This window comes from Winogradskyella poriferorum, assembly GCF_036553625.1.
GTDB lineage: Bacteria > Bacteroidota > Bacteroidia > Flavobacteriales > Flavobacteriaceae > Winogradskyella > Winogradskyella poriferorum.
The window spans coordinates 1322738-1348779 of sequence record NZ_JAZHOU010000001.1 but is presented as its reverse complement, the minus strand read 5'-3'; the positions used below and the strand labels follow the sequence as shown (position 1 = coordinate 1348779).

Sequence of the window (26042 nt, the reverse complement as noted above, 5' to 3'; positions counted from 1 at the left end):
TACCAAAAAGAAAATCCCGTCCAATTAATTTTGAACGGGATTTTTATATTTATGTCTAAGTATCTTCTTACTTAATCATTTACTTGGAAAACAATTGGAATTGAGAACGGCATAACTACCGCCTTTCCTCTTTGCTTACCAGGCTTCATTTTAGGTAATTTAGATAAAACTTTTTGAGCTTCTTTCTCTAAAGCTGGGTGTGGACCACGTGTTTGAATAGCTGTTACGTTTCCATTTTTATCAACTTTAAATCTACAGAATATTCTTTTCTTACCTGGAGCTAACCCTAAATCTTGCGCTAAGTCTGTATTGAATTTTCTTGAGATAAACTTATTTACCTTCTCATTCATACATTCTTTCTTAGCTGCATTTCCTTTTTCGTTTTCACATCCAGGGAAAACCGCAACATTTTCAATAACGTGGAAAGGTACCTCTAGAACTTCTTCTACCTCTTCTACCTCTACTTCTTCCACTTCAACAATTTCTGTTTCCATTTCAGTCTCAGTAGACTCGATAACAGTTTCTTCTACTTCTACCTCATCTTCTACAACCTCAATTACCTCTGGCGCAGCTGGTGGTGGAGGTGGTGGAGGTGGTGGAGTAACAATTTGTTCAGTAATAGGTGCTTCTTCTTCAAACTCATCATCTACATTAAGCGTATCAGCAACAATATCACTCTTCTCATAACTCTTATACTCTAGAGCCATATATGTAAAGCCTAGCATTAAAGCTAATCCAACAGCAAAATACAATGAGCTGTTTCTACTTACATCTGATTTTGGATTCTTTTTAGGTTCCATATTGAAATTTCTTTAATAGAATTGCTAATTTAATTAAATAATAAGAAAAAAAGCAAAACTTCTTTTTATTTTAACTTTATTATATCTATTCTGGTTGCAATTAACGTGCCAATTACAACTCCAAAACAGTTTGCTAACAAATCGTATGTGTCGTAAGTTCTATTTTGATTAAGCTGATGCTGTATAACCTCTAACAAAACACCAAATAAAACAACAATAACAAAGACAAGTAGTAATGTTTGCTTTTTGTGACGTTGTTTAAAAAACGTTATCCATAAACCTGCTAAACCAGCGTATGCTAAAAAATGATATATTTTATCGTCAAATGAAGACCCCAAACTTGGCACTCCATCAAGGTTTATAAATGTTACTACAATCAGTGCCAATGTATAAATAACAGCTACTGACAATAGTAATTTTCTAAGCATTTATTATGGCTTTGTAATCTTCTGCAGATAATAAATCATCTATCTGAGAAGCGTCTGAAAATTTTATTTTAATCATCCAGCCGTCACCATATGGATCTGTATTAACCTTTTCTGGCTCATCTTCTAAGTTTTCATTAAACTCAATAATTTCACCAGATAACGGTAAAAACAAATCGGATACTGTTTTTACAGCTTCAACTGTTCCAAATACTTCTTCTGCATCTAGAGTTTCGTCTACAGTTTCTACTTCTACATACACGATATCTCCTAATTCTCCTTGTGCAAAATCTGTAATGCCTACAGTTGCGATATCACCTTCTATTTTAATCCACTCGTGGTCTTTGGTGTATTTTAATTCTGATGGTATATTCATCTTAAATAATATAATATAATTAGTGAAGCAAAAGTAATTTTTTAATTGCTTGTTTTCAAACCTAAATCCTAAAATTAATTTCCGAAATTATAACGTAGCGTAATACCAGATCTTAATGAGGTCTGTGGGAAGGAGGTAGATATTGCAAAATCTGAGAATGTATAATCAAAATAGAAAATAGCTGTAAGGTTTTTACTAAACGCATAGTCTGCTGTAAACTTTCCGCTCCATATTGTCTGACCAGCAGTTATCTGATTATTATCTAAGTCTAAATATCTAATAATTGTTTTGTTATCTCTTACTGAGATATCTGCTCGCATATTTAAATCACTCTTAACAATTTGTTTTGCTCCTGCTAAAGCCGATCTTATTCTTAAATCTTTTATACGATAACCCAAGCCTAAGGTATATTCTTGACCTTGAACTTCCGTGAGCAGATTGTTATCAAAACTCAATGACAATAATCTATCTTTTTGAATTTCTGCCAATACCTTCACAGAATTTTTCATTTCAAACTCCAAACGGATTAATGGACTAAACTGCTCTTCTAAATTGATATTACTGTAAAGCGTTCCGTTTTTAAAGTCACCTGATTGGTTTAAAGCATCAACTGATTGATCATCGTATTCCACACCTCGCTCACCTGCAACATAATCTAAGTTAGTTCTAAATTGATTGATTGTATACCTAGATCTGTAGCCATGCTGAATAGAAAAACGTCTAAAAGTTTTTTTAAACCATGGAATTTTCATTAAACCTGTGTACTTCAATGTCCAGTTCGGAATTGGAACATCTCTAAATGCTCTTGTTGTTATCTTTTCTGGGTCACTACCTTGATAAGCAGAAAGAAAAGCAGGTAACAATACGCGTTGACTATTTTTCCCAAATCCTAATGGATAACCTTCCGCATCTGTGGCAAAGTTGTTTGTACCATAAAACTCTCTCGCTAATCTATTGGCTACAATTAGTCTATTGGCTCTAAAATCGTCAAAGGCGTCAGATTGATTCTCATCGCTTTTACCAAACGCTGTTTTTATTAAGGCTGTGGATATGTTAAAATTCCCAAACGTATTTGGTGTTAAAGACCTATAATCTAATATTCCATCACCTGAACCTACAGGCACTTCGTTTCCGTTTGCATCTAAATAATCTTCTACTCTAAAGTTTTCTGTAAAGTTTTCTGCGTAGGTTCTGTTTCCAATTAAATCAATTTTTAAATCGCGCATTGGTTCTACATTAACCGAATAGTCTAAAGCAGTATTTTTTACAGATGTAAACTGTTCATTAAAATCTGGATATCTAGTTAGCCATTCATTATTTGCAACAAGACTTCTAATATCATTTTGGCTACCAAAAGTATAGCCCCAAGTTGGTCTTAACGTACCAATAAATCCTGGCGTCGGCAAATATCCAGGTAAGTATGTACCATTGTTTTCACTATATCCAAATTGAATACGCTTTACCATAGTAACAATATCAACCAATGTATTGTAAGCCTTCTTTCCTGTACTTAATTTATTAGGATCTTGCTGCTGATTACCATTCTCTAAAGACTTATTAGTATTTGGTGTTGCAGATCTAGATTTTACTCTTGAATTTCTATTTCTACCTCTTCTATTATTTTTTCTTACTAAACCTATAGACTTATAAAATGTCTCCATGTTTAGGGTAGAATTAATATTATGAGTGTTTGAGTTTTGTATTGAATGACCAAGGTTATATGACCTAGTTAAATCTGGAGTTGTAGGGTCATTATCATGATCCGTAGATATTTCTAAACCTTCATTTAAATCTGACCCTTTTTGCCATTGAAATGCTCCATTGTAGGTATAAGTAGTTCTTAAAAAACTTAATGCCGGAATTTTATACAAAGGCAACTCATAATTGACCTGTAATTGTTGTGTTTGGTAATTTGGATCTCCAAAATCAAAGAAACCATCCCAAACATCTAATGTTGGATCTTGCCTTCCGTTAAGTTGGTCATCTATAAAATAGTTTCTAACAATATTAGTATTGGCAGCACTAAAATTAAGACTTAATGCATCTGTTAGGTTGTAATTGATAGCATACTGAAAATCGAATGTATAGTTTCTTCTAAATAATTCTTCGATACCAATGTTATCGCCTCCAAGTTCTACCTCTCTAAACTTCTGTTTACTAAACTGTCTGTTTATATCTGTATTTACCGAAATATTAGATGGCAACAAATTGAGGTTAAAATCTTTTAGAATCTTCCAATACTTACCTGTAAACAGAGAGTCGTTCTTTTTAAAAGGTTCAATTCTTGCTGGATTAAAAGCATAATTATAATTAACACCTGCCCTTACATTTTGGTCTAAAGAATTTTCAATTTCAAAATCGCGATGTTCAACCTTGTTATAAGAATAGTTGAACGTAAAATTCTCTACATCATAGAATCTTTGTTTCTTCTCGCCTGTGCGCTGCTTTCTAACACCTATAAAATTGATACTTTTTCGCTTGGTGTAATCCTCAGACTGTGTTCTTATGCGTTCTTCATCTTCACTATTGTCGGCAGCATCTAATCTAGAGTCTAAAGTAAGATCATTATACAATTGATCAAACTTAGGTGTTACCAATTCTTCACTCTGAGAATAGTTAAAAGGAATTTGTAGTCCCCATTTTTTTGGCAACAATTGTCCTAACTGCACATTAGTCACTACGTCATATTGCTTAACATCTTCTAAGCTTCTTTCATTTGGTCCTTGATCTATTCCGCCAAAACCAATAGTACTTACTCTACCTGTGGCACTAACATCCATAAAATCGGCTATGTTAGAGTCCATACTTACTACTGTTGCCCAGCCACCTTCATTTTCGAGTTCAGACATACGCAACTCGTTAAACCAAACCTCTCCACAGGTTTCTATACCAGTAGACCCAGAATTTTTCACACCTACCATTAATACTCTAATATCACCAAAATTTGGATTTCCTTTTACAGCGATACGCTGTTGTTTAACACCATCCTCCATAACCGTATCGTATGGCACATTACCATTAAGTAATGGTGTTTCGTTGAGTTCTCCATCTATGACATTATAATATGTTGGGGTTACATCACCCAATGTTCCTGCATCGATTCCTAAAGCTTTTATTTTTTGTAAAAACTCTAAGGGCATATTAATTTCATTTACCGAAGGCCAAACTCGCTCTTCTATAGAACCATTATTGGCAAAATCGGTTGGCAGTAATGGTACTTCAATTTGATAAAAATTTTGTGTAAAGTCATTACCCATTCTTATAAAAGCCACTAATTCGCCTGGCTGAAGCGCTTGATTATCTTGAGATTCTGCATGTAAAAACATACGCAAGTTTTTATACTGACGCATATCTACATTAATATTCTTAAACACTCCTCTTGAATCTTCTGAATCTAACCCACATGTTTGCAACACCAATGACTGCTCATTTTGCCTGATAATGTTGTTATTATTATTAAGCTCTTCGCGTCTTACTCCCGGAGGAATTACATAATCTCCATCATTTTCTTGAACTCCTATAATACCAACACTAAACTCTGTGTCGTCTGTTTCAGGTATCTGAGTCCCATCATCCAAATTCAATGTATAACGTCTCCAATCACTTCTTACTAAATCTAGCGTTGCAAAACGTAAAACAACATCTTCTGTGAAATCTGTTAAATACATACGTGCAAAACGAACAGATCTAATATCAGATATTCCACCCACAGCGTTTGTTGGGTCATTTATTGGTATTCTAAATTGATACCAATTTACATTTCGTGTTTCTCCATTTGGAAGCGTTACTGGTATATTTTCCTTTGTGTCGTATATTAATGGGTTATTTAAATTTAAATTGTTAGGATTAATATCTAGTTCGTATTCGTAATAACTATTAATAGTATTCATAGTATTATCACGGTTAATATCCTCAACGTCTGGCTGCGTGGTAGACCCTCTATTCGTATCTGTAAACACATCTGGTGTATTTCCTTCTTGACCATTATATTGCTTGTAACGATCAAAAATATTACCATCGGTATTTAGGTAGTAGGTGTAATTATCTTTTGCAGGATCTTCACCAAATTGAGGTCCATAAACAGATATTTCTTCCGTATCATCATAACCGTCTAAACCTACATCTTGATTGGTGCGTTCTTGACCCGTTGTAGCGAATGTGTAAATTAAGGATTGATTTTGTGGTACAACCGTATTGTAATCCGTAGGCTCTAACAAAGACACATCTCCATCCTCTGGTAGTCCGTTTTCATATTGTTTTTTACCATCTTTTAAGACATCCTCTGAAATGTTTCCGAGGTTTATAAAAAGTTTTCCTCCTTGACTTGAAGTATTATCTAAAAATGGATCCTGTACCCAAAATTCAATATATTCTACATTGGCTTGCTCAAAATCTGTTGAGGTAATCTGCCTCGTAATACCTGCCCAACTATTATTTGGGTTTAGCGGAGCATTATTTGCAGCGGCCGGATCGAAGTTATATGGACCTCTTTCGTCTGGATAGTATGCTAAATCTAAGGTGTTAATTACTGCTGTTTGTCCCTGAACGACATCAACCTCTGGAAAAATCTCATCAATAAACACTCGTCTGGTGTATAAGTTAGAAACATCATCATCACTAATTCCTCCAGGACGTTGTGTGCTATAAAAAATAGGATCTACCGTATACCAGTTAAGCATTGCTCGTCCATAACCATTCTCTACACCATTATTATCACTACCAGGAATGTTATTTGGTAAATCTACTGGTCTACTTGCCAAGAACCAAGATAATGGACTTAGTAAATCTATAGAGCCTTGCGTACCTTCAAAATCATCAATATAAGCTGTGGCTTCTCCATCAAAATCTGTTCCTTTTGGCGCACCTGGAAGTAGATACGCAAACTCACCTCTTACCGAAAGGTTAGATGGTACATCTGTATCTACATTTGGAAGTTTGTTTGCTAATCTTGTTAAAAACGGAACTTCGGTTGAGTAGTTTCCATTAAACCCAAAAATGGTATTATTAATTGGTTCTGAATTATAGTTAGCCTTTTGAGTTATTGGTCTTTCGTTAAGATTTAAGAGCGTAGCACCAAGCACAAAATTTTCGTTAAACTGATGTTCTACATTTACACCAGTAAAACGTCTTGTTTGTTGACCAAAGACTGCATTATTTTCTACAGAAACATTAATTGGTGTATTAGAAGCTTTCAATGCTTCGTCCAAAATTTCTACACGACCCAATTGGTAATTTACGGTATAATCTATACCCTCTACCAATACTCTACCTCCTGCAGTTACAGTTACTGAACCTCTAGGTACATTAAATGCTCCTATAGGAATACCTCCATCTCCACCACTACTTTTAAAACGTCCTTTTATCTGAAACTTATTCTTCTCTGATTCATCTAAGGCTTCTGTTTTTGTAGACTTATAAAGCAAGTCATAAACGTACTTTTTTTGGTTTTCGTTAAAGTTGGCTTGGGTATCAGTAATATCTTCATAATCATCATCATTGTTGTTTGGATTATTATCATCATCTAAAACATCAAATAAATAACGACCAAAAGGCTCAACCTTAGTAAAGATGATTTTACCGTTTTGAGGAATTACTGTTATTTGTGGATTGGACACATAATCAAAGAAGCCATCACCGCCTTCTTGTGGGTCATTATTACTATTTAATCGATCTAAATGAAATAATCGTATTAACGGTGTTTCTTGAATCTCAGTATCGTCATTAGGATCTAGAGGTGTGTTGTTATTATACAACGGAAATGTTGTACCCTCTACAGGCTTTATATAATTTACTGGAGATGCTTCTGTATAAAAAATGTTTAATCTAAAATCTTCTTGACTTAATTGAAAAGCACCTGTATCGTAGATGTTTTTCATCATTAAATCCCAAATTGGCTGTTCTACAGATGTTACAGCACTCTTTAACATTTTTAAGACTAAACTCTGGTTATTAATTACCTGATTTCCTGTAGTACCTTCACTTACCTGAGTAGCATCTACACCGTCATTGGCAAATTCACCTACTTGAAACACTTCACCACCTCTTGTATATTGAAAAGCTACCGCTAAGACTTCGTCATTAAGCAAACGTTGATTTAATGAGATATATCCAAGTTCTGTATTTAAGACATAATCTTGTCCTTCTTGTAGCTTTCGCGCAGCTTCAAGCTTACCATAATCAAAACCTTCGTCAACACTCACAGAAACACCAGACTCTACATTGGTTATATCTCTTACCGCTTCCGTTAAAAGTGATCCTGCACCACCAATATTAGTTGGATCAAAATCATTGTTACCATTATCTGGTAATGCTCCAATATTGTTTATGAAACCTGCAGGCAATGGATCTAACCCAATATTATCTGGATCTGACTCACCTAAATCCTGAAAAGCAACAATATTTCTAACATTTTCTGTTTGATTATTTCTGTTAGTTACCCAAACCTCCACTCTTGTAATTTGAAGACCTTGATTGTCTATAAATGGATATTGTTGTAAAGCCTTATCGTAGTTATCCCTAAAATAATGTGATAAAAAATAGTGTCTGTTTTCGTCATAATCTCTAGCAAAGAATTCGAATTCTTCTAAAGTACCTCCTCCTTGCGCTACAACGGATTTAGACTGTGATTGCTGCTCTGAGAAAACAGCTGTAACCCTTGTTTTACCAAACTGTAATTCTGTTTTTACACCAAAAAGGCTTTGCGCTCCTCTAATTAAAGAACTATTAAGAGGCATATTTACATTTCCAACCTCTATCTTTCTAATGATATCGTCTTCTGTTGGTGTATATTCTAATTTTACAAGCTGTTGAAAATCGAACGTTGCTTCGGTATCATAATTGGCTGTTACCTGCAACCTTGTACCAACTTTACCCAACAAACTCAATCCAATTCTTTGATCAAAATCAAACGTAAAGTTTGTTCGGTTACGAGGAGAAAACGCTGGATTATCCTGTTTTGAGAATAAAACACCTAAATCTACTTCTGCATAACCACTAGGAATAACACTGATTGTATTACCTCCAAAAATGGTTTCAAAAAGTCCAGAATTGACATAAAACTCTGGTAACAAATTCTTTTGATCTTCTTCGCTACCTTCTTTCTGCCCAGAAGCAGCATCTGCCATACGCTTGTAATACTCTTTCAGTTTTTCTTCTAATACCAAACGTCTAAATTCTTCTGGTGTAAGAATTAAAGGATAGTTTATATTAAAATCACCTATTTTCTCGGTGTATACATATCTATCTAAAACAGGATCGTAAGTGTATTTTGAAATAATGCTATTAGGATTTGGCATTTTAAGTTTACCTAATGCAAATGTTGTTTTTGTAGAATCTTGCTCTTCTGTTTCTGGTTCTTGTGCAAAAACAGATGCACTCATTAGCATCATAAATACTAATGACACATAAAAACTGATTGATTTTAATTGATTGTAGTTAGTTCTATTCAATTGTATTATAAGTTTTTAAGAGCTTCTTTTATGATTTGCTCTACAAGGGCATCGGGTTGGGCTTGCAATATTTTATCAACTACTTTTTCGGATTGTTTTTTGTTAAATCCTAAAACATCTAAAGCAGATAACGCTTCATCTTTGTTAGTATTGTTTGGTATTAGAGAAAGTTCGTCTATACCGTACACTTTTAACACTTTATCCTTTAAATCTATGATAACACGCTGAGCAGTTTTGGCTCCAATACCCTTAACACTCTGTATTAAAGCTACATCGCCTCCTGCTATACCTTCTTTAACCTGTTCTGGCGTTAAAGACGACAACATTGTACGCGCTGTATTTGCTCCTATTCCGCTAACCGAAATTAGAAGTTTAAAAATTTCGCGTTCGGTTTTAGAAGAAAAACCATAAAGACTATGGGAATCTTCTCTTACTTGCAAATATGTATATAGCTTTAAATTTTCTTTATCAGGAATTTGAGAAAATGTATGTAGAGATATATTAATAAAATATCCTACTCCGTTGCAATCTATTACAACGTCTGTAGGATTTTTTTCTACTAGTTTTCCCTCTAAGTGTGTAATCATTTATTACTTAAGGTTAAAGTCCCAAATGTAATAAAATTATTTACAATATTAGGGTTGAAACCTATGTAAGACTACTTAGTCTTTTGCTGACGTTTTTCGCGCTCTTGCGCATCTATAACAGCTATGGCTGCCATATTAACGATTTCGTCTACACTTGCTCCTAATTGAAGAATATGAACAGGCTTAGCCATACCCATCATAATAGGACCTATTGACTCTGATTTATTAAGCTCTTTAAGCAGTTTATAAGTAATATTAGCTGCATCAAGGCTTGGAAAAATAAGTGTATTGACTTTTCGACCTGCTAATTTAGAAAATGGAAATATATCTTGAAGCATTTTTTCATTAAGCGCAAAATCCGTTTGTAACTCCCCATCTACAACCATGTCTGGGTAAGCTTTATGAAGCATAGATACAGCTTCTTGTACTTTTCTTGCTCTTGGATTTTCTGATGACCCAAAATTAGAATACGAAATCATGGCAGTAATTGGCTCTATACCAAACATCCTTGCAACTCTAGATGTCATTCTTGCTATTCTGGCCAAACATTTTGCATCTGGATCTATGTTTATAGCAGTGTCACTTAAAAACATAGGTCCTCGTTGTGTCATCATAACGTTAGTTGTTGCAATTCTATTAACACCTTCTGCCATACCAATCAACTCTAACATTGGTTTTACAACTGAAGGATAATTACGAGAATAACCTGTAACAAGGGCATCTGCATCACCAACATTTACCATCATTGCAGCGTAGAAATTACGTTCACGCATTTTCTTCTGAGCTGAATATAAGGTTACACCTTGTCTATGTCGTTTTTCCCAATAGACTTTTGCATACTGGTTTTTACGTTTGGTTTCATCGTCAGATTTTGGATCTATAATCTCGATATCTGCATCAAAATCTATTTCAGACATTAACTCTATAATCGTATCTTTTCTACCTAAAAGCACTGGCTCTGCCACGCCTTCTTCGTAAACTATCTGAGCAGCTTTTAAAACATCTAACTGATCCGCCTCAGCAAACACAACACGCTTAGGATTGGTACGCGCTCTACCCAATAACTGACGAACCAATTTGTTGTCTGAGCCTAAGCGCTCTAGTAAAGAATTTTTGTAACGATCCCAATCTTCTATTGGCTCTTTGGCGACACCACTTTCTATTGCAGCTTTTGCCACTGCAGGTGGTACTTCTGCAATTAGTCGAGGATCAAAAGGTTTTGGAATTATATAATCTCTACCAAAGGTTAATCTGGTTTCGTTGTAGGCTAGATTTACTTGTTCTGGTACTGGTTCTTTTGCCAATCTAGATAGTGCTTTTACAGCAGCCATCTTCATTTCTTCATTAATCTTGGTGGCTCTAACATCTAATGCTCCTCTAAAAATGAATGGAAATCCTAGTACATTATTTACCTGATTAGGATGATCACTACGACCTGTAGCCATGATAATATCTTCTCTGGTATCTATAGCTAAATCGTAATTTATTTCGGGATTTGGGTTTGCCATTGCAAACACAATTGGGTTTGCAGACATAGATTTTAACATTGCTGGAGACACAACATCTGCCATAGATAAACCAATGAAAACATCAGCATCTTTCATGGCTTCATCTAAAGTGTCTATTTTTCTGTCTGTAGCAAACTCCGCCTTTTGTGCTGTAAGATTGTCTCTGTCTTTTCTAATGACACCCTTACTGTCTAACATTACAATATTTTCACTCTTTGCTCCAAATGCTTGATATAATCTGGTACAAGATATTGCTGCAGCGCCTGCTCCGCTAACAACAATTTTTACGTCTTCAATATTTTTTTCGGCAAGTTCTAAAGCATTCAATAATGCTGCGGCTGAGATTATAGCTGTACCATGTTGATCATCGTGCATCACTGGAATATCTAATTCCTCCTTCAATCGACGTTCAATTTCAAAAGCCTCTGGTGCTTTTATATCTTCAAGATTAATCCCTCCAAAAGTTGGTGCAATGTTTTTAACCGTTTCTATAAACTCATCAACGTTTTCAGTATCTACTTCAATATCAAAAACATCTATGTCTGCAAAGATTTTAAACAGTAAACCTTTTCCTTCCATTACAGGCTTTGAAGCTTCAGGACCAATATTACCTAGGCCTAAAACCGCTGTTCCATTAGATATTACTGCTACTAAATTTCCTTTTGCTGTATATTTATAGACGTTGTTAACATCCTTTTCTATTTCTAAGCAAGGTTCTGCAACACCTGGAGAGTATGCTAAGGATAAATCGCGTTGAGAAGCGTATTTTTTGGTAGGCACAACTTTTATCTTTCCTGGAGTTGGCTTGGCATGATATACCAAAGCCTCAATTCGCTTGCTTTGTTTGCTCATAATCAAATAAAATTAAGCCACAAAGGTACGCAATGAAAATGGTAAGATTGCAAAAGTAATTAACTGCTTAACTTTTATTTTAAAATTGTAAATGAAAATATTGAACCATTACCTAATTCTGACTCAATGGAAATAGATCCTCCTAATTTAGCTACCATCTTACTTACGATTGCTAAACCTAAGCCTGTACCCTCTTTACCAAAACGATCTGTTTTACTTAGCTTTACAAAGACATCAAAGATTTTGTCTTGGTACTGCTTTTCAATTCCTGGGCCATTATCTTGAACACTAAAAATGTAGTACTCTTCATTCTCATCTATATTAACATCTACTTTTGCTTTCGGTTTGTCATTATATTTTATGGCATTGCCGATAAGATTGGTTAGTATTTGACCTACTACAATAACATTAATATTTAAGTTCTTAATTTCTGAGTTGAAGTTTAATTCGAGATTTTGATCGCTAGAATAGAAGTTACTTACTTTTTCACTAAAATTTTTTAACGAAATATAATTTTTCTCTTCTCCTACAGTATCAATATTTGCACTGTAATCCATTAACCTTTCAAGAAATTTATACAATTGATCCGAAGATTTAATAATTAACTCTATAAGGCCTAAACCATCGTCGTTTAGTTGAGATTTGTAACTTGCCAGGAACATTCCTGCCAGATTAGAAATATTAGATATTGGAGATTTTATATCATGAGCAGCAACATGAGCAAATTGCTCTAAATCTTGATTTTTATTTTCTAACTCATCTACAACCTTATTTAACTCATAATTCTTTTTACGAAGAACCAATAAATTCATAACCTGTTTAGACAATATTCTAAGCGATTCTTTCTGACCTTTATTTAAATCATTAGGCTTATTGTCAATTACACACAGCGTACCTAAAGGAAGTCCTGCTTCAGATTTTAATGGTACGCCTGCATAAAAAATAACGTTAGGATCTCCTGTAACTAGTGGGTTATCATAAAATCGTTCATCTTTTCTAGCGTCATTTACTAACAACGTGTTTTCAGCATCGTTAATTGCGTGGGCGCAAAAGGCAAGTTCTCTTGGAGTTTCTGGCGCGTCAAGTCCATATCTAGACTTAAACCATTGCCTATCTTTATCAACAAGACTTATTAAAGCAATCGGTGTTCCACATATTTCTGCTGCTAATTTTGTGAGATCATCGTAGTCTGACTCCGGAAGGGAATCTAAAACATTATAACTATCTAATTCTCTTAATCTTTCGGCTTCGTTAATATGGTTATTTGGGGCAATCATATTTACTTAGTTTTTAAATCGCAAAATACTATTTTTATTCCAAAAAGGACACAAACACATACTATTAACACTTGCTTTTCAAACATTTAAGTATAAAAATCAAACATAGACTGTAAATTACTAACTAATAGTTATGAATAATTTTTGTTAATTAGTAAAGTACAAATGACTCATTTATGAAAAACAACTTCTTACTTCTTTTTATTACCATAACATTTTCCTCCTTTTGCCAGACTAATAGAAAAATATATATCGCTGATAATGAAACTAAAAAACCTATTCCATTTGCTAATGTCGTGTACAGTAACTTATCGTTAAAAGGCACAAGTTCTGATATTGATGGTGCTTTTTTTGTTCCGTCAAACGTAACAGAATTAACTATTAGTTCTGTAGGTTACGAGACCAAAGTCATAGCATTTAATACAACAACTCCTAAAACTATTTTTTTAAACCCTAAAATCAGCGAATTAGACGAGGTAGTTTTAGATGGCGAAAACCCTGCCCATCGTATTATAAAATTGGCCACCAAAAACAAAGATTTAAACAACCCTAAAAACTTAAAATCGTATACCTACAAAGCTTATGATAAAATTTATTTAACCTCTCAAAACAGTACAAAATCAAAAGATTCTATTCTATCCAAATTAGATGAGTTATTCGAAGGTTCGCATTTATTTATTACCGAAACCATTACTAAACACAAATATTTAAAGCCAAGATTAACTCAAGATAGTATTATAGCAACAAAATCTTCAGGTTTTAAAAACCCAAACTTCTCATTATTGGCTAACAGTTTACAGCCTTTTTCGTTTTATGATGACCATTTGGTTTTAGTTGAAACGAATTACCTAAACCCAATTTCTAAAGGAAGTACACGAAAGTATAAGTTTAGGTTAAAAGAGGAAATTGTTAAAGATAACGACACCTTATTTGTTATTTCTTTTGAACCTAAAGCTAATCGTAATTTTGAAGGTCTAAAAGGAGTTCTCACCATTAACTCTAACAAATATGCCGTTCAAAGTGTTGATGCAAAAACGGTAAATTCAGGTAAAATAGGCTATACCATTCAGCAAAAATACGCTCTAGTTAATGAGCAATATTGGTTTCCTGAGCAACTAAACTTTATAATGACTTTGGGCTCTGAACTCAACAATATGGCATACTATGGTAAAAGTTATATTTCAGATATTTCACTTTTCGAACCCTTAACAACTAAAGACTTTTCCTTAACCACTAACTTTATTTCTGATGATGCCACTAAAAAGTCTTCTGATTTTTGGAGACTCAACAGAAGAGATAGCCTAGATTTAATGGAACTAAAGACTTATGCTATTTTAGATAGTATTGGTGAGAAAAAGAATTTTGACAAAATACTCACCTATATACCAAAGGTAGTTGAAGGAAGATTTCCTTTAAAATATGTAGATATTGATGTAAATCAACTTTTTAGATACAATAATTACGAAGGATTTAGAACTGGCTTGGGCCTCTACACTAACGATGATATTATAAAAAATGTGTCTGTTGGTGGTTATGGTGCGTATGGTTTTAAAGACCACACATGGAAGTATGGTTTTGGTATGTATTTCGATTTTTCAAAAGAACAAGACTTTACTATCGACTTAGAATATAAAAATGACTTACTCGAAACTGGCAATTTTTCGGGAGACAGAATAAAAAGCACTCTAAATCAACGAGGATGGATTGCCAGCCAAATGGATGCTATTGAGTCTTACAGCATTAAAACTAATATGAAGTTAATTAGAAATGTAGATTGGTCGTTTGGTTTTAACACCTCTGATATAAGTCCGCAATATGATTATGCTTTTAATCAAAATGGTTCACCTATTACAGATTACACCAATACCGAAATACAGTTTGGACTTACCTATCGTTCTAATGAAAAGGTAACTAACATGTTTGGTTTAAAAATAAACGAGCCTAGTGATAAACCTGTGGTAAATTTCTTATATGCTCGTGGATTAGAAAATACTTTTGATGGTGATTTTAGCTACAACAAATTTAGATTTACTCTAGACCATAGCTTTATAACCAAAGGATTAGGTAAAACAACATACAGACTAGATTTAGGTTACATAGACAAAACACTGCCTTACGGATTATTATTTACAGGCGAAGGCTCTTTTGACAGAAGTATTCCTTTTGTGGTTACTAATTATTTTCAAACCATGCGACCTTATGAGTTTTTATCAGACAGATATGCGAGTCTATTTACAACACATAACTTCGGAAGGCTTTTTAATAACAAAGGGAAAATAGCACCAGAAGTAGTACTTTACAATAACTTTAGTATTGGTGAATTATCTAATGAAAGTAATCATCAGTTTATTAGCTTTAAAACTAAAGACGAACTTTTTAGTGAGACAGGTTTAGAACTTCAAAATTTCTTAAAAGTTGATGTTAATGAGCTGTTTTATTTAAGCTTTGGTGTAGGTGCGTTTTATAGGTACGGATTTCACAACCTTGATAAATCAAAAGATAATTTTGCTTTTAAATACGGAATGCAGTTTAGTTTTAAATAACAAACTAAAATGTCATAGCCTTAACTTGCTCACCTTCTGAATAAGTAACACTAAATTTGAAGGTTTTTAAATCTGCTTCTAGCGTTGCAAAATCTTCTTCATTTTGCCAATGCATTATTAATTTATTACTCAATGACTCCTTTACAGTTATACTACCATTAAATGCTTTTGAGGTATTTCTTAGTTTAATCAACTCTAGTTGATTGATAACGATATCTTTTTGCAAGCCATCTTCAATTGTTCTGTTTGAAAGTGTTGTTCTGTTAATTTCCTTATGACCTCCTTCTCCTGCGCGTTCCACTGCTTCATAATCGTTAGTACCAGCAAAAATATCTAAGTACCATACTTGTGGAATACCTGGCACAAACAACTGTATTACCCTCGCCAACAAAAACTTATCTTCTTGCTCACCCAATGCACTAAAGTAGGTAGCGTTAACTTGGTAATACGAAATTTTATTCCCCTCAGAATCATAGAGATTTTTTACTCGTCCACCACGTTCTAGAACAATATTCATGATGTCATCTATTTCATCATCAGTTAGCAAACCCGCATTGTAAGTTCCGTTAACTTCTTTTCCTTTTAAATCTAAAACAGGAATACCGTCATGACAACCAAGCATGTTTACCGTTTTGTATTTGTTGGCAACAATTTCATTAATCCATTTTACTAGTGCATTATTATCTGCTTTTTCTAAAGTATGAATTATAAGTCCTGGTAAGAAAAAATCGTAAATCTGATAATCTTGTTCCGCAACTTCTTTATGAAGAAATGATCCGTATTCCGCATGAATTTCGGGTAATAACTTGAGTTCGTTTTTATCTGCAATCTCTCTTATTTTCCTTAAATAATCCCATGTGCCTGGTGTATTAAAAAAATTAGATTGACCAACTTCTTTATGTAAATAGGCAAAAGCATCTAATCGTAATACAGAACAACCAAAGGCTTTTAATTTTGCGAGTGTTTCGTTGTAAAAATTCCAGACTAATGGCGATTTTGCGTTAACATCCATTTGCCCCAAGTAAGTACACTTCCTGTAGACTATATTTACAATTTTATGCTTTACATCTTCATCAAGATTAAGTTGTAGTTGTTCTATGGGTTTATTATCCTCAATTGATTTATTTACAATTTCACAAATAGACTCTTTTTCGGGCAAAGACAAGTTAAATACATCTTTTAAATCCTCTACCTCAATTTTATTGAATGTTATTTTTTGATAAAAGGTATTCCAGTATGGCTGTTTACTACCATCAGGAAAAGGAACTTGCAAAATTGGTAAGCCAGATTTTCGCATAAAAAGTTTATCGAGATAAACATCATCTGGAATAATAATACCGTCGCTATTTAATTTCCCAAAGCCCTGCCAAAATTCATTCCAATTGATAAAAAAATCTTTGTAAATAGAGTTTTTACCATGTTTTAATAAATCTTTAAACTGAGGTGAAGCTACCGAAAGGTGGTTTAATACTATATCAAATTTCAGTTCTATCCCTAAAGATTTTAGATCCTCTAAATCCTTTTTAGATACTAAATCCTCATTAATATTGTAATCTATAATAGAGAAACCTCTATCTAAATCGCTATTAAAAAACGTTGGCAACACATAGAATAAAGAGAAGGCATCTTTAAACTCTGGCTTTTGCAACATGGTAATAGTATCGCTTAATTTATCGCCTATACTATCTGGATAGGCATTAAGCATAACTCCATTGGCAACCTCATTTTTTTGTATCATATTATATTTATAGTAGTTTGGAAAGTATATCTATATTATCTGGCAACCTACCTACATTCTGAAGTTTTAAAGCAGCAAGTTGCAATGCTACTTCTAAACATTCCTTAACTGGTTTTTCTTTTATATAGGCAAATAAAAAGCCTGACCAAAAAGCATCTCCAGCTCCTGTAGCATCCATTACCATATCTATTTTTATTGCTGGTAGTTGAATGAGTTCTTTATCCTTCTGAGACAGAATGACTCCGTTACTACCTAATGTAAGACATATTATATCTACTCCTTCATTATGAAAAAAATCGAAGATTTCTTGATGTGGTAGCTTTTTACCAAACAGCCTGAGCATATCGTCTTCACTTATTTTAATCAGTGGATTAAACTTACAATAAGCTTTGATAATCTCTAGAGCTTCATCTTTGCTTTCCCAGATTTCATCAGCATAATTAACATCTATACTAAGTTTACAACCAGAATCGTAAGCTTCTTTTGCTTTGTTTAAAATTGTTGTCTGTGCAGGTTTGCGACTAAGTGCAAAACAAGTTGTATGATATATTTTAGCCTGTTTTAATAAACTTTCAGGTATTTGTTCTTCGGAAATACAAGAATCTGCTTCTCTAAAAGGTATAAAATCTGGTGTTCCTTTTGTGCGTGATACGAAAATGACACTCGTTGGCTTTTTCTCTATGCGATTGATATTTGATACATCTACTCCTACTTCAGAGAATCTTTCAAAAATATAATCACCAAATCCATCATCTCCTACAGCAGCAATCATTTTAGATTTTAGACCTAAACGTGCCATATTCATAGCAACGTTAGTAGGCGACCCTCCTAAATACCTGTGATAATCTCTTGTATCATTTATTGTTACATTGGTTTGGTGACCAATAAAATCAATTAAGGCCTCACCAACACAAAGAATATCTATATTTTGATTATTATTTTTCAACGTTTGTTATAATTAAGACGTTACCTCTTCTACCTCTTTATTTTTTGTTTTCATTAATAGAGTTAAAACAGAGGCTACGATTAACAATATACCTGCAAAAGTTATTGCATGGCGAGGATCGTTATTTAAAAAATGTTTTAATATATACCCAAATGATACTGTTTGAAATATCATTGGTATTACAATCATCATATTTATTATTCCCATATAAACTCCATAGCGTTCCTTAGGAATATCGGAAACAACCATTAAATATGGAATACCCATCATACTCGCCCAACCGATACCAAAACCAGTGATAGCAAAAAATAGTAGATTTTTATTTTCAATATGTGGAAAAGCTAAAAATCCTACAGCTGCTAAGAGGAGGCAAAAAGCATGTACTCGTTTAGCACTAAATCGCTTAGCAAAGCCAACTAGAGCAAAAGCTACCAAAAAAGTTACGACATTGTACCAACCATTAACCAAGCCTGTCCAACCTACAGCTTCACTATATAATTCTTTATTATCTGGTGTTGCATTCCATACAGAAAGCGCAACACTTTTTGAAGAATTTTGCCAATAGCAAAAAAGCGCATACCACTGAAACAAGTATACTAAAGCCAATTGCCACATTACTTTTGGCATGTCTTTTATTGCTGAAACGATTTCTACTAAAGGCTCAAAGACACCTTTTTTTTCAGATTTTAGGGCTTCTAATTCTTCTTGAGTTGGTGGTATTTCTTTTGTTTTGCTATTACTCCATAATATTGAAGCGATAGAACAAAATGCTCCTAAGAAAAACGAAGCATACACCCAATTAGGCAAAGAGCCTGTTGTACCTACAATAATTAAAGGAAACACAAATAGTGATAGATTTGCCAAGACCTGACCTAAACCTGTAAAGAAACTTTGCATCTGAAAACCTAAAGGTCTCTGATCTTCGTTTAAGCTATCTGCTATGAGTGCTCTGTAAGGCTCCATTGCAGTGTTGTTCCCTGCATCTAATATCCAAAGTAAACCTGCAGCCATCCATAACGAACTACTAAAAGGAAAGGCGATTAATGCCAAACTACATAAAATAGCTCCGATAAGAAAGTACGGTTTTCTTCTCCCTAGTTTAGGATGCCATGTTTTATCACTTAAAGCACCTATTACTGGTTGTACTAACAAACCTGTTACAGGGCCTGCTAAATGTAAAATTGGTATTTGATCTGGACTTGCTCCTAAAAAATCGTAAATAGGTGTTACTGCACTTTGTTGTAACCCGAAGCTGTATTGAATTCCGAAAAACCCAACATTCATGTTTAGAATTTGCCAAAAGCTTAATTTGGGTTTAGATCTGAGCATAACGTTTACTTTTGATTAAAAATACAACTTGAATTACTAAGGATTAAAAAGAGTCAATGATAATAATTAACATTGACTCTTCTACCAATCAATCAATCAACTTAAAAGTCAATATTTTAAAACTCACTCAAATAAAATTTTATCTAAAAGTATAGTTAAGTCCTAAAGAAATAGATCTTCCTGGGACAGGTCTTGCTCTTACATAGTTGGTTTGTCCTTCTACGATAGAACCTTCTTCAGACTCAGTAATACCTAATGTATCAAATATGTTATTGAAACCTAAGTTAGCACTTAAGTCTTTTGTAATACCATAGTTAAAGAAACCATTTATGATAACAAATCCTGGCATTACTAAATCGTTATTATCTTGGGCATAAGCCTTTGATTGACCTATAAAACTAAGTCCGAAAGAATTTTGCTTTTCTGTACCAAAGTTATACGTTGGGATAAAGTTATAGATGAAATCTGGTTGTCTTCTTGGTGTATTACCATCGTTATCGCCAGAGTCTATTTTTGCGTTAGTATAAGTTACACCGCCACGTAAGCTAAGGTCATTAATTCTATAGAAACCTTCTAATTCAACACCAAGTGAGCTATAATCATTTTCTATAATAGAGTTTGAAGTTGCTTCAAAACCACCCTCTTCTGTAGTCTTAGCGTAGAATAATGTCGCGTATAAAGCACCATTATCAAATCCTCTCTTATACCCAACTTCTGCTTGATTTATAAAGTCTAATGCGTTAATCTTATCTCCATCTAAATAATCTAAACCTGCAAATAAAATACGATCAGCCTTAGCTGCTGCACCTCTACTGTAACGTGCAAAAACCGCTTGTCCGTCTTGTAATTTATAGTTAACCCCTAATGAGTAAGACACATAATCATAATCGTAATCTACCGGAGTTGGATTTGCTGTATCTACAGCAGAAACAGATTGCTCTGGTGCAGAAATCACTCCGTCGTTATTAATATCAAACGTAGTTTGTACCGTACCTGCAAATGTGCCATCTACCTGTCCTTTATCAAAACGAATACTTGCGTCGAAATTTAAATCTTCAGAAGCCTCGATAGCAATGTTTGCATAAGGTGCAGAAATATTATACTGTGTATCGTAATTACGTGTACAGCAATTTCCCCAAAAAGGTACTCCATAGGCATATAATCCATTTGTACTCAAAGCAGTTCCTGTTGCATCTGCAACATCTATTAACCTAGCATTATCATCATTTACTTCTTGTAGGTAAGAATTCCACAACCAAGACATAGATACATTTTGAATAGATTTAAAGTAACCTACAGTAACATCTACATTATCAAATGACTTTGTTAATCTTAAGTCATTCATAAAATTGTTAAAGTCATTCAACTCCACATCAAACATATGAATCCTAGCCAGCAATGCATCATCACTTACCGCTGACCCGTCATTAGCATAAGTTAAGGTAGAACCTGTACCAAACGACTCTGCTATTGCACTAGCTGTATTTACTTCTGCCGGGAATGGCGACACAAAATTTCCTTTATTAAATGAGAATCTGCCGTTGTTTCTTAATCTCCATCCATCACTTAATTCAAAAGACGCATCAAGACCTAATGATGTTGAAATAGGATTCATACCATCTGCAACATTAGATCTTCTTAACTGACCATCTGCTCCTAAATTTACATTTTGAGTTAAATAAGATGAATGTAAAGACCCTCTTGTTGCGTCAAAGTTAGGTGCATTACCCCAATCTGGATCATCATTTGTTCCTGTAACTTTTATTGGCATTGGTAAGTATGCTGCCGCTCTATCGTTTAAATATTTTGTGCTTAACCTCACATAGCCTTTTTCAAATTCTTTAGTAAGGTTTAATTTAATTTGCCCACCATTATTAGCGGTAAACCCTGTCTCTCTAAGACCTTCACCAGCTCTGTAAAAACCACCTGCATGAAAATATAACCCTTCACCTATTGGTGCACCATAATCAAAATCTGTTCTAAAAGATCCATAATCTAAACCAAATGATGTGCCAATAGAACCTCCTTGAGTTTTTCCTGTTTTACTGATTAAGTTAATTATAGCACCAGGAGAGTTTGAAGATAATGTAGATGCCGAACCACCTCTTATCGCCTCAATTCTTCCTATATTATTATCAAATCTTGTAAAAATATCTGCCGTTGCAAAAGACATATCACCAAATAATAAAACAGGTAAACCATCTTCTTGAAGTTGAACATATTTTGAACCACCTGAAGAAACCGGCACACCTCTTACTGCAATATTAGAGTTACCTTCACCACCCGAAGACTCTGAACGAATACCAGGTATAGTTCTAAAAATTTCTGCTGTTGTTCTAGGTGCTGATTGTTGAATAACCTTTGGTCTCATAGTAGTTACAGATACACTAGAATTAATTCTTGATTTTGGATTTGTAACACCAGTAACTATAACTTGATCTAAAGACTCTGTATCTTCAGTTAAAACAAAGTCTACAGTTAAATCTGTACCATCAACTGTAATTGACTTTCTAGATTCAGAATAACCTAAATAAGAAACTATCATTGTATAAGTTCCATTTTCTACATTAGAAACTGTATACTTACCATCTATATCAGTTACAGCTCCTTTAGAGGTACCCTCTAAAATAATGTTTGCACCTGGTACTGACATACCGTTGTTGTCTTTAACGGTACCAGAAATATTACTTTGCGCAGACAAGAAGGATCCTATCATAATAAAAGCAATAAAAGTGCCCAATTTGTTTTTAAATAAATTCATCTTTCAATTGTTTAATTATTATTTTTTCACATGATTACCTAACTAATTTACATTTCTAAGCATAAAAAAGTGGTAATTCAATATCGAAAACGTTTTCGATTTTACGAAAACGTTTTCGATTTATATATTTGTTCTTAGGATTATTGTAATTAACTACTATTGTTATATGAAACCTGTAACACTGAAAGAAATAGCAGAAATATTAGATATTTCTATTACAACAGTATCTAAAGCTTTAAAGGATTATCCAGATGTAAGTAAGAAAACCAAACGTTTAGTAAAGGAAACTGCAGCAACTTTAAATTACAAGCCTAATGCCTTCGCAGTAAACTTAAGAACCAGTGAGTCTAAAACTATTGGCATTATTATTCCTGAAGTTGTACATCACTTTTTTTCTAATGTAATTAAGGGAATAATTGCTCAGGCCGAAAAAAAGGGATATTTAGTTATTATTCTACAATCAAATGAATCTTTTGAGTTAGAAAAAAAGCAAATCGATCTTTTACTAAGCAAACGTGTAGATGGTATTTTAATGTCATTAGCTAATGGTACTGTTAATTTCAACCATTTAAATGAAATTATTGAAACTGATACTCCTCTAGTACTGTTTGATAAAATAGCGAAGGTTGTAAAATGCTCTAAGGTTATAATCGATGATCGTAAGGCCGCTTATACCGCTACAAAACACCTTATTGACATAGGCTGTAAAAAAATTGCTCATTTTAGAGGTCCTTTATTACCACAAAATTCAATTGATAGATTTCTTGGCTATAAACAAGCTTTAACTGACAACAACATACCATATGACCCATCTTTAGTGTATATATGCAATTGTAGTGATAAAAGTTTTGAGGAAGGAAAAGAAAGTGCAAGAAAATTACTGAAAGATCATAACGATATAGATGGTATTTTTATTAATACAGATTTGGTTGCAATAGGTGCACTTACAGAATTTAATAAGCAAGGTATTAAAGTGCCAGATGATATTGCTGTAGTTGGATTTAGTAATTGGTTTATGTCTTCTGTAATTTCACCAACATTAAGCACTATTGACCAACCTGGATACGACATGGGCAAAACCTCTTTTAAGTTATTATACAAAGAAATAAAACAACGTAAAAAGAAAGAACCTGTTACTTTTAAAACTGTAGAGTTAACCACCGAACTTGTAGTAAGAGAATCTTCTACTAAATCTATTATTGTAAAAAATTAATATTCCTCATAAGACCAGAAAACTTAGTTCGCTTTACTGCAGATTTTTTAAATACTTTTTTAAACGTCTCTTCTGTAATGTCTTCCCAGTCTTTTTTGGTCATGGATAACAGTTCTGGATGCGGATTAAATAAAGGCTCGTTATGCGGTTTACTAAACCGATTCCATGGACAAACGTCTTGACATACATCGCAACCAAACATCCAATCATCAAATTTACCTTTCATGTCAGAGGGTAAATTATCTTTTAATTCTATTGTAAAGTACGAAATGCATTTACTTCCATCTACAACATAAGGTTCTGTAATGGCTTCTGTTGGGCAGGCATCTATACAGGCCGTACACGTACCACAATGGTCTGTAACTGGTGTATCATACTCCAACTCTAAGTCTATAATAAGTTCTGCAATAAAATAGAACGAACCTACTCTTTGAGTTAGTAGATTAGAATGTTTTCCTATCCATCCTAAACCAGATTTTGCTGCCCAAGCTTTGTCTAAAACTGGTGCAGAATCTACAAATGCGCGTCCATCAACTTCTCCTATTTCATCTTGAATAAAAGCCAACAACATTTTGAGTTTATCTTTTATTACAAAATGATAATCTGTACCATAAGCATATTTTGATAGCTTATAGCTATTAGCTGTTTGCTCTTGGCTTGGAAAATAATTAAGCAATAAAGACACTACACTTTTTGATCCCTCTACAAGTAGTGTTGGATCTAAACGTTTATCGAAATGGTTTTCCATATAACGCATTTCGCCATTCATATTTTTATTTAACCAAGATTCTAGTCTTGGTGCTTCTTCCTCTAAAAATCCGGCTTTACTCACTCCACAAGACAAAAAGCCGAGTCTCTTGGCTTCTGCTTTAATAAGTTGTGTGTATTTAGAGATATTAGTCATTAAGATCGAGGTTCAAATCTTAAGAAAGCATTTTTTGGTTTTAAGGTAATGAGTGGTGTAATTTCTATAGTTTCAAATTCTGGTATAATCTTATATTCTGAAACTAGCTGACTTACTGCTATTATCATTTCAAACATAGCGAAGTTATTACCTATACACTTTCTTGGACCTGCGCCAAATGGAAAGTATTGCGAGGAATACTTTCGTCCACCTTCTGAAAAACGTTCTGGCATAAATACTTCTGGTTGTTCCCACAATTTCGGATGACGATGAATCTCGAAAATAGAAAATAACAAATTTGAACCTGATTTAAATTCCATGCCGCCAAAAGTATCATCTGATATATTAACACGATCTATAAAGTAAGCTGGTGGATATAACCGCATTGCTTCTTCAACAACTTGCTGACACACTTTGGCCGAAGTCACTAAAGCCATAATATCTTCAGTTTCTTTTTTAATATTTGAAATCTCAGCAACAATTTTGTCTTGCCATCTAGGATTTTGCGCCAATAACTGAAATGTAAAGGTTAAAGCATTAGATGTTGTTTCGTGCCCAGCAACAAATAATATTAATATTTCATCAATCAATTGTTCTTCACTCATCGGTGTGCCATCTTCATATTTGGCATCGAGCAACATGTCTAATAAATCGTTTTGCCTAGAACCCGAATCTCTTCGCTCGTTAACAATACGTTTTAAAATCTGCCTTGCTTCTTTAGTGAGATTTAATTTCTTTTTTAAAATTCCGCTTGCTGAAAACCACCAAGATAAATATGGTTGTCTTAACTCCTTAACGAGCATTTTTTGGGTGGCTTCCGTAATAAATTGTAGCCTATGTATATCTTTTTGATTTACGGCACTACTAAATAATGATTTTACAACAGTTTGAAATGCTAAATCATTTAAGATTGGGAAAATGTTTACTTTTTTATTTGGTTGAACTTTTTGATATTCGGTTTTTATAGTATCGTATATATTATCCAGTAACAAATTAAGTTGCTTTTTATGAAAAGCAGGTTGAATAAGTTTTCGCTGTTTGCGCCAATGCTCGCCTTCGGAAGTTAATAACCCTTTGCCAACATATTTTGAAAGGTCTTCCGTTTGAATTTTACTTTTTGTATAATTCTTTTGATTTTTTTGAAGTACGTATTCAGCAAACTCCGCATCTCGAGAGAAGTAGATTTTTTTATTTAAACCTATTGTAAGACTAAACGTATTTCCTCTTTCAGAGAAATTTTTATGATGAAATGGTAATGGGTTTTTTAGGATATTAAGCGAGTGCCTTAAAAATTGAGATAAAGGTACGTTAGGAATGTTAGTGTATGTTTTCATG

At 33.7% G+C, this 26042-nt stretch carries 15 protein-coding genes; 2 read left to right on the top strand and 13 right to left on the bottom strand.

The features are described from left to right. Positions 1–71: 71 nt before the first annotated feature. The 7 genes from V1468_RS05960 to V1468_RS05930 all read right to left on the bottom strand — a co-directional run bounded on the left by V1468_RS05960 (position 72) and on the right by V1468_RS05930 (position 13273). Positions 72–800, bottom strand: coding sequence for an energy transducer TonB (locus V1468_RS05960; protein WP_331809307.1), 729 nt, complete (start codon positions 798–800; stop codon positions 72–74). 65 nt (positions 801–865) lie between these two features. Further along, positions 866–1228, bottom strand: coding sequence for a VanZ family protein (locus V1468_RS05955; RefSeq protein ID WP_331809306.1), 363 nt, complete (start codon positions 1226–1228; stop codon positions 866–868). Then, positions 1221–1601, bottom strand: a complete 381-nt coding sequence (gcvH, locus tag V1468_RS05950) for a glycine cleavage system protein GcvH (protein WP_331809305.1) — start codon at positions 1599–1601, stop codon at positions 1221–1223. Before gcvH ends, V1468_RS05955 begins: the two co-directional genes overlap by 8 nt. A 74-nt stretch (positions 1602–1675) precedes the next feature. Further along, positions 1676–9049: a T9SS outer membrane translocon Sov/SprA gene (gene sov / locus V1468_RS05945; RefSeq protein ID WP_408647350.1), complete on the bottom strand. Its 7374-nt coding sequence runs from the start codon at positions 9047–9049 to the stop codon at positions 1676–1678. A gap of 5 nt (positions 9050–9054) precedes the next feature. Next, on the bottom strand, positions 9055–9636 hold the full coding sequence (gene ruvA / locus V1468_RS05940; RefSeq protein WP_331809304.1) for a Holliday junction branch migration protein RuvA: 582 nt from the start codon (positions 9634–9636) through the stop codon (positions 9055–9057). 71 nt (positions 9637–9707) lie between these two features. Then, complete coding sequence (locus V1468_RS05935; RefSeq protein ID WP_331809303.1) at positions 9708–11996, bottom strand: NADP-dependent malic enzyme; 2289 nt, start codon at positions 11994–11996, stop codon at positions 9708–9710. 74 nt (positions 11997–12070) lie between these two features. Beyond that, on the bottom strand, positions 12071–13273 hold the full coding sequence (locus V1468_RS05930; protein ID WP_331809302.1) for a sensor histidine kinase: 1203 nt from the start codon (positions 13271–13273) through the stop codon (positions 12071–12073). A gap of 176 nt (positions 13274–13449) precedes the next feature. Here V1468_RS05930 and V1468_RS05925 point away from each other — a divergent pair, with 176 nt between their 5' ends. Further along, positions 13450–15816 (top strand): DUF5686 family protein, encoded by a 2367-nt coding sequence (locus tag V1468_RS05925; RefSeq protein WP_331809301.1) that lies wholly within the window; start codon positions 13450–13452, stop codon positions 15814–15816. 4 nt (positions 15817–15820) lie between these two features. Here the strand turns inward: V1468_RS05925 and V1468_RS05920 are convergent, their stop codons facing one another. From V1468_RS05920 to V1468_RS05905, 4 genes are all read right to left on the bottom strand, one after another. Further along, positions 15821–17554, bottom strand: coding sequence for an alpha-amylase family glycosyl hydrolase (locus V1468_RS05920; protein WP_331809300.1), 1734 nt, complete (start codon positions 17552–17554; stop codon positions 15821–15823). Positions 17555–17561: 7 nt separating this feature from the next. Further along, a complete protein-coding gene (locus V1468_RS05915; protein WP_331809299.1) occupies positions 17562–18500 on the bottom strand; it encodes a carbohydrate kinase family protein in 939 nt (312 codons plus the stop codon). Positions 18501–18512: 12 nt separating this feature from the next. Then, complete coding sequence (locus tag V1468_RS05910) at positions 18513–19829, bottom strand: MFS transporter (protein ID WP_331809298.1); 1317 nt, start codon at positions 19827–19829, stop codon at positions 18513–18515. Positions 19830–19968: 139 nt separating this feature from the next. Continuing rightward, positions 19969–22590 carry a TonB-dependent receptor gene (locus tag V1468_RS05905; RefSeq protein ID WP_331809297.1) on the bottom strand — a complete coding sequence of 874 codons (2622 nt, stop codon included), beginning with the start codon at positions 22588–22590 and terminating at the stop codon, positions 19969–19971. 166 nt (positions 22591–22756) lie between these two features. Between V1468_RS05905 and V1468_RS05900 the strand changes: the two genes are divergently transcribed. Further along, on the top strand, positions 22757–23803 hold the full coding sequence (locus V1468_RS05900) for a LacI family DNA-binding transcriptional regulator (protein ID WP_331809296.1): 1047 nt from the start codon (positions 22757–22759) through the stop codon (positions 23801–23803). Here V1468_RS05900 and queG read toward each other — a convergent pair. Both queG and V1468_RS05890 read right to left on the bottom strand, forming a co-directional pair. Further along, positions 23787–24707 carry a tRNA epoxyqueuosine(34) reductase QueG gene (gene queG, locus V1468_RS05895; RefSeq protein WP_331809295.1) on the bottom strand — a complete coding sequence of 307 codons (921 nt, stop codon included), beginning with the start codon at positions 24705–24707 and terminating at the stop codon, positions 23787–23789. The two genes, V1468_RS05900 and queG, sit on opposite strands and share 17 nt — an antisense overlap. After that, on the bottom strand, positions 24707–26041 hold the full coding sequence (locus tag V1468_RS05890; RefSeq protein WP_331809294.1) for a cytochrome P450: 1335 nt from the start codon (positions 26039–26041) through the stop codon (positions 24707–24709). The genes queG and V1468_RS05890 overlap by 1 nt, the downstream gene beginning before the upstream one ends. Between the last annotated feature and the right edge of the window lies 1 nt (position 26042).

What these genes read in the sequence shown, in the direction of transcription:
- V1468_RS05960 (WP_331809307.1), bottom strand. Translation starts at nt 800, where the DNA reads ATGGAACCTAAAAAGAATCCAAAATCAGATGTAAGTAGAAACAGCTCA.
- V1468_RS05955 (WP_331809306.1), bottom strand. Translation starts at nt 1,228, where the DNA reads ATGCTTAGAAAATTACTATTGTCAGTAGCTGTTATTTATACATTGGCA.
- gcvH (WP_331809305.1), bottom strand. Translation starts at nt 1,601, where the DNA reads ATGAATATACCATCAGAATTAAAATACACCAAAGACCACGAGTGGATT.
- ruvA (WP_331809304.1), bottom strand. Translation starts at nt 9,636, where the DNA reads ATGATTACACACTTAGAGGGAAAACTAGTAGAAAAAAATCCTACAGAC.
- V1468_RS05935 (WP_331809303.1), bottom strand. Translation starts at nt 11,996, where the DNA reads ATGAGCAAACAAAGCAAGCGAATTGAGGCTTTGGTATATCATGCCAAG.
- V1468_RS05930 (WP_331809302.1), bottom strand. Translation starts at nt 13,273, where the DNA reads ATGATTGCCCCAAATAACCATATTAACGAAGCCGAAAGATTAAGAGAA.
- V1468_RS05925 (WP_331809301.1), top strand. Translation starts at nt 13,450, where the DNA reads ATGAAAAACAACTTCTTACTTCTTTTTATTACCATAACATTTTCCTCC.
- V1468_RS05920 (WP_331809300.1), bottom strand. Translation starts at nt 17,554, where the DNA reads ATGATACAAAAAAATGAGGTTGCCAATGGAGTTATGCTTAATGCCTAT.
- V1468_RS05910 (WP_331809298.1), bottom strand. Translation starts at nt 19,829, where the DNA reads ATGCTCAGATCTAAACCCAAATTAAGCTTTTGGCAAATTCTAAACATG.
- V1468_RS05905 (WP_331809297.1), bottom strand. Translation starts at nt 22,590, where the DNA reads ATGAATTTATTTAAAAACAAATTGGGCACTTTTATTGCTTTTATTATG.
- V1468_RS05900 (WP_331809296.1), top strand. Translation starts at nt 22,757, where the DNA reads ATGAAACCTGTAACACTGAAAGAAATAGCAGAAATATTAGATATTTCT.
- queG (WP_331809295.1), bottom strand. Translation starts at nt 24,707, where the DNA reads ATGACTAATATCTCTAAATACACACAACTTATTAAAGCAGAAGCCAAG.
- V1468_RS05890 (WP_331809294.1), bottom strand. Translation starts at nt 26,041, where the DNA reads ATGAAAACATACACTAACATTCCTAACGTACCTTTATCTCAATTTTTA.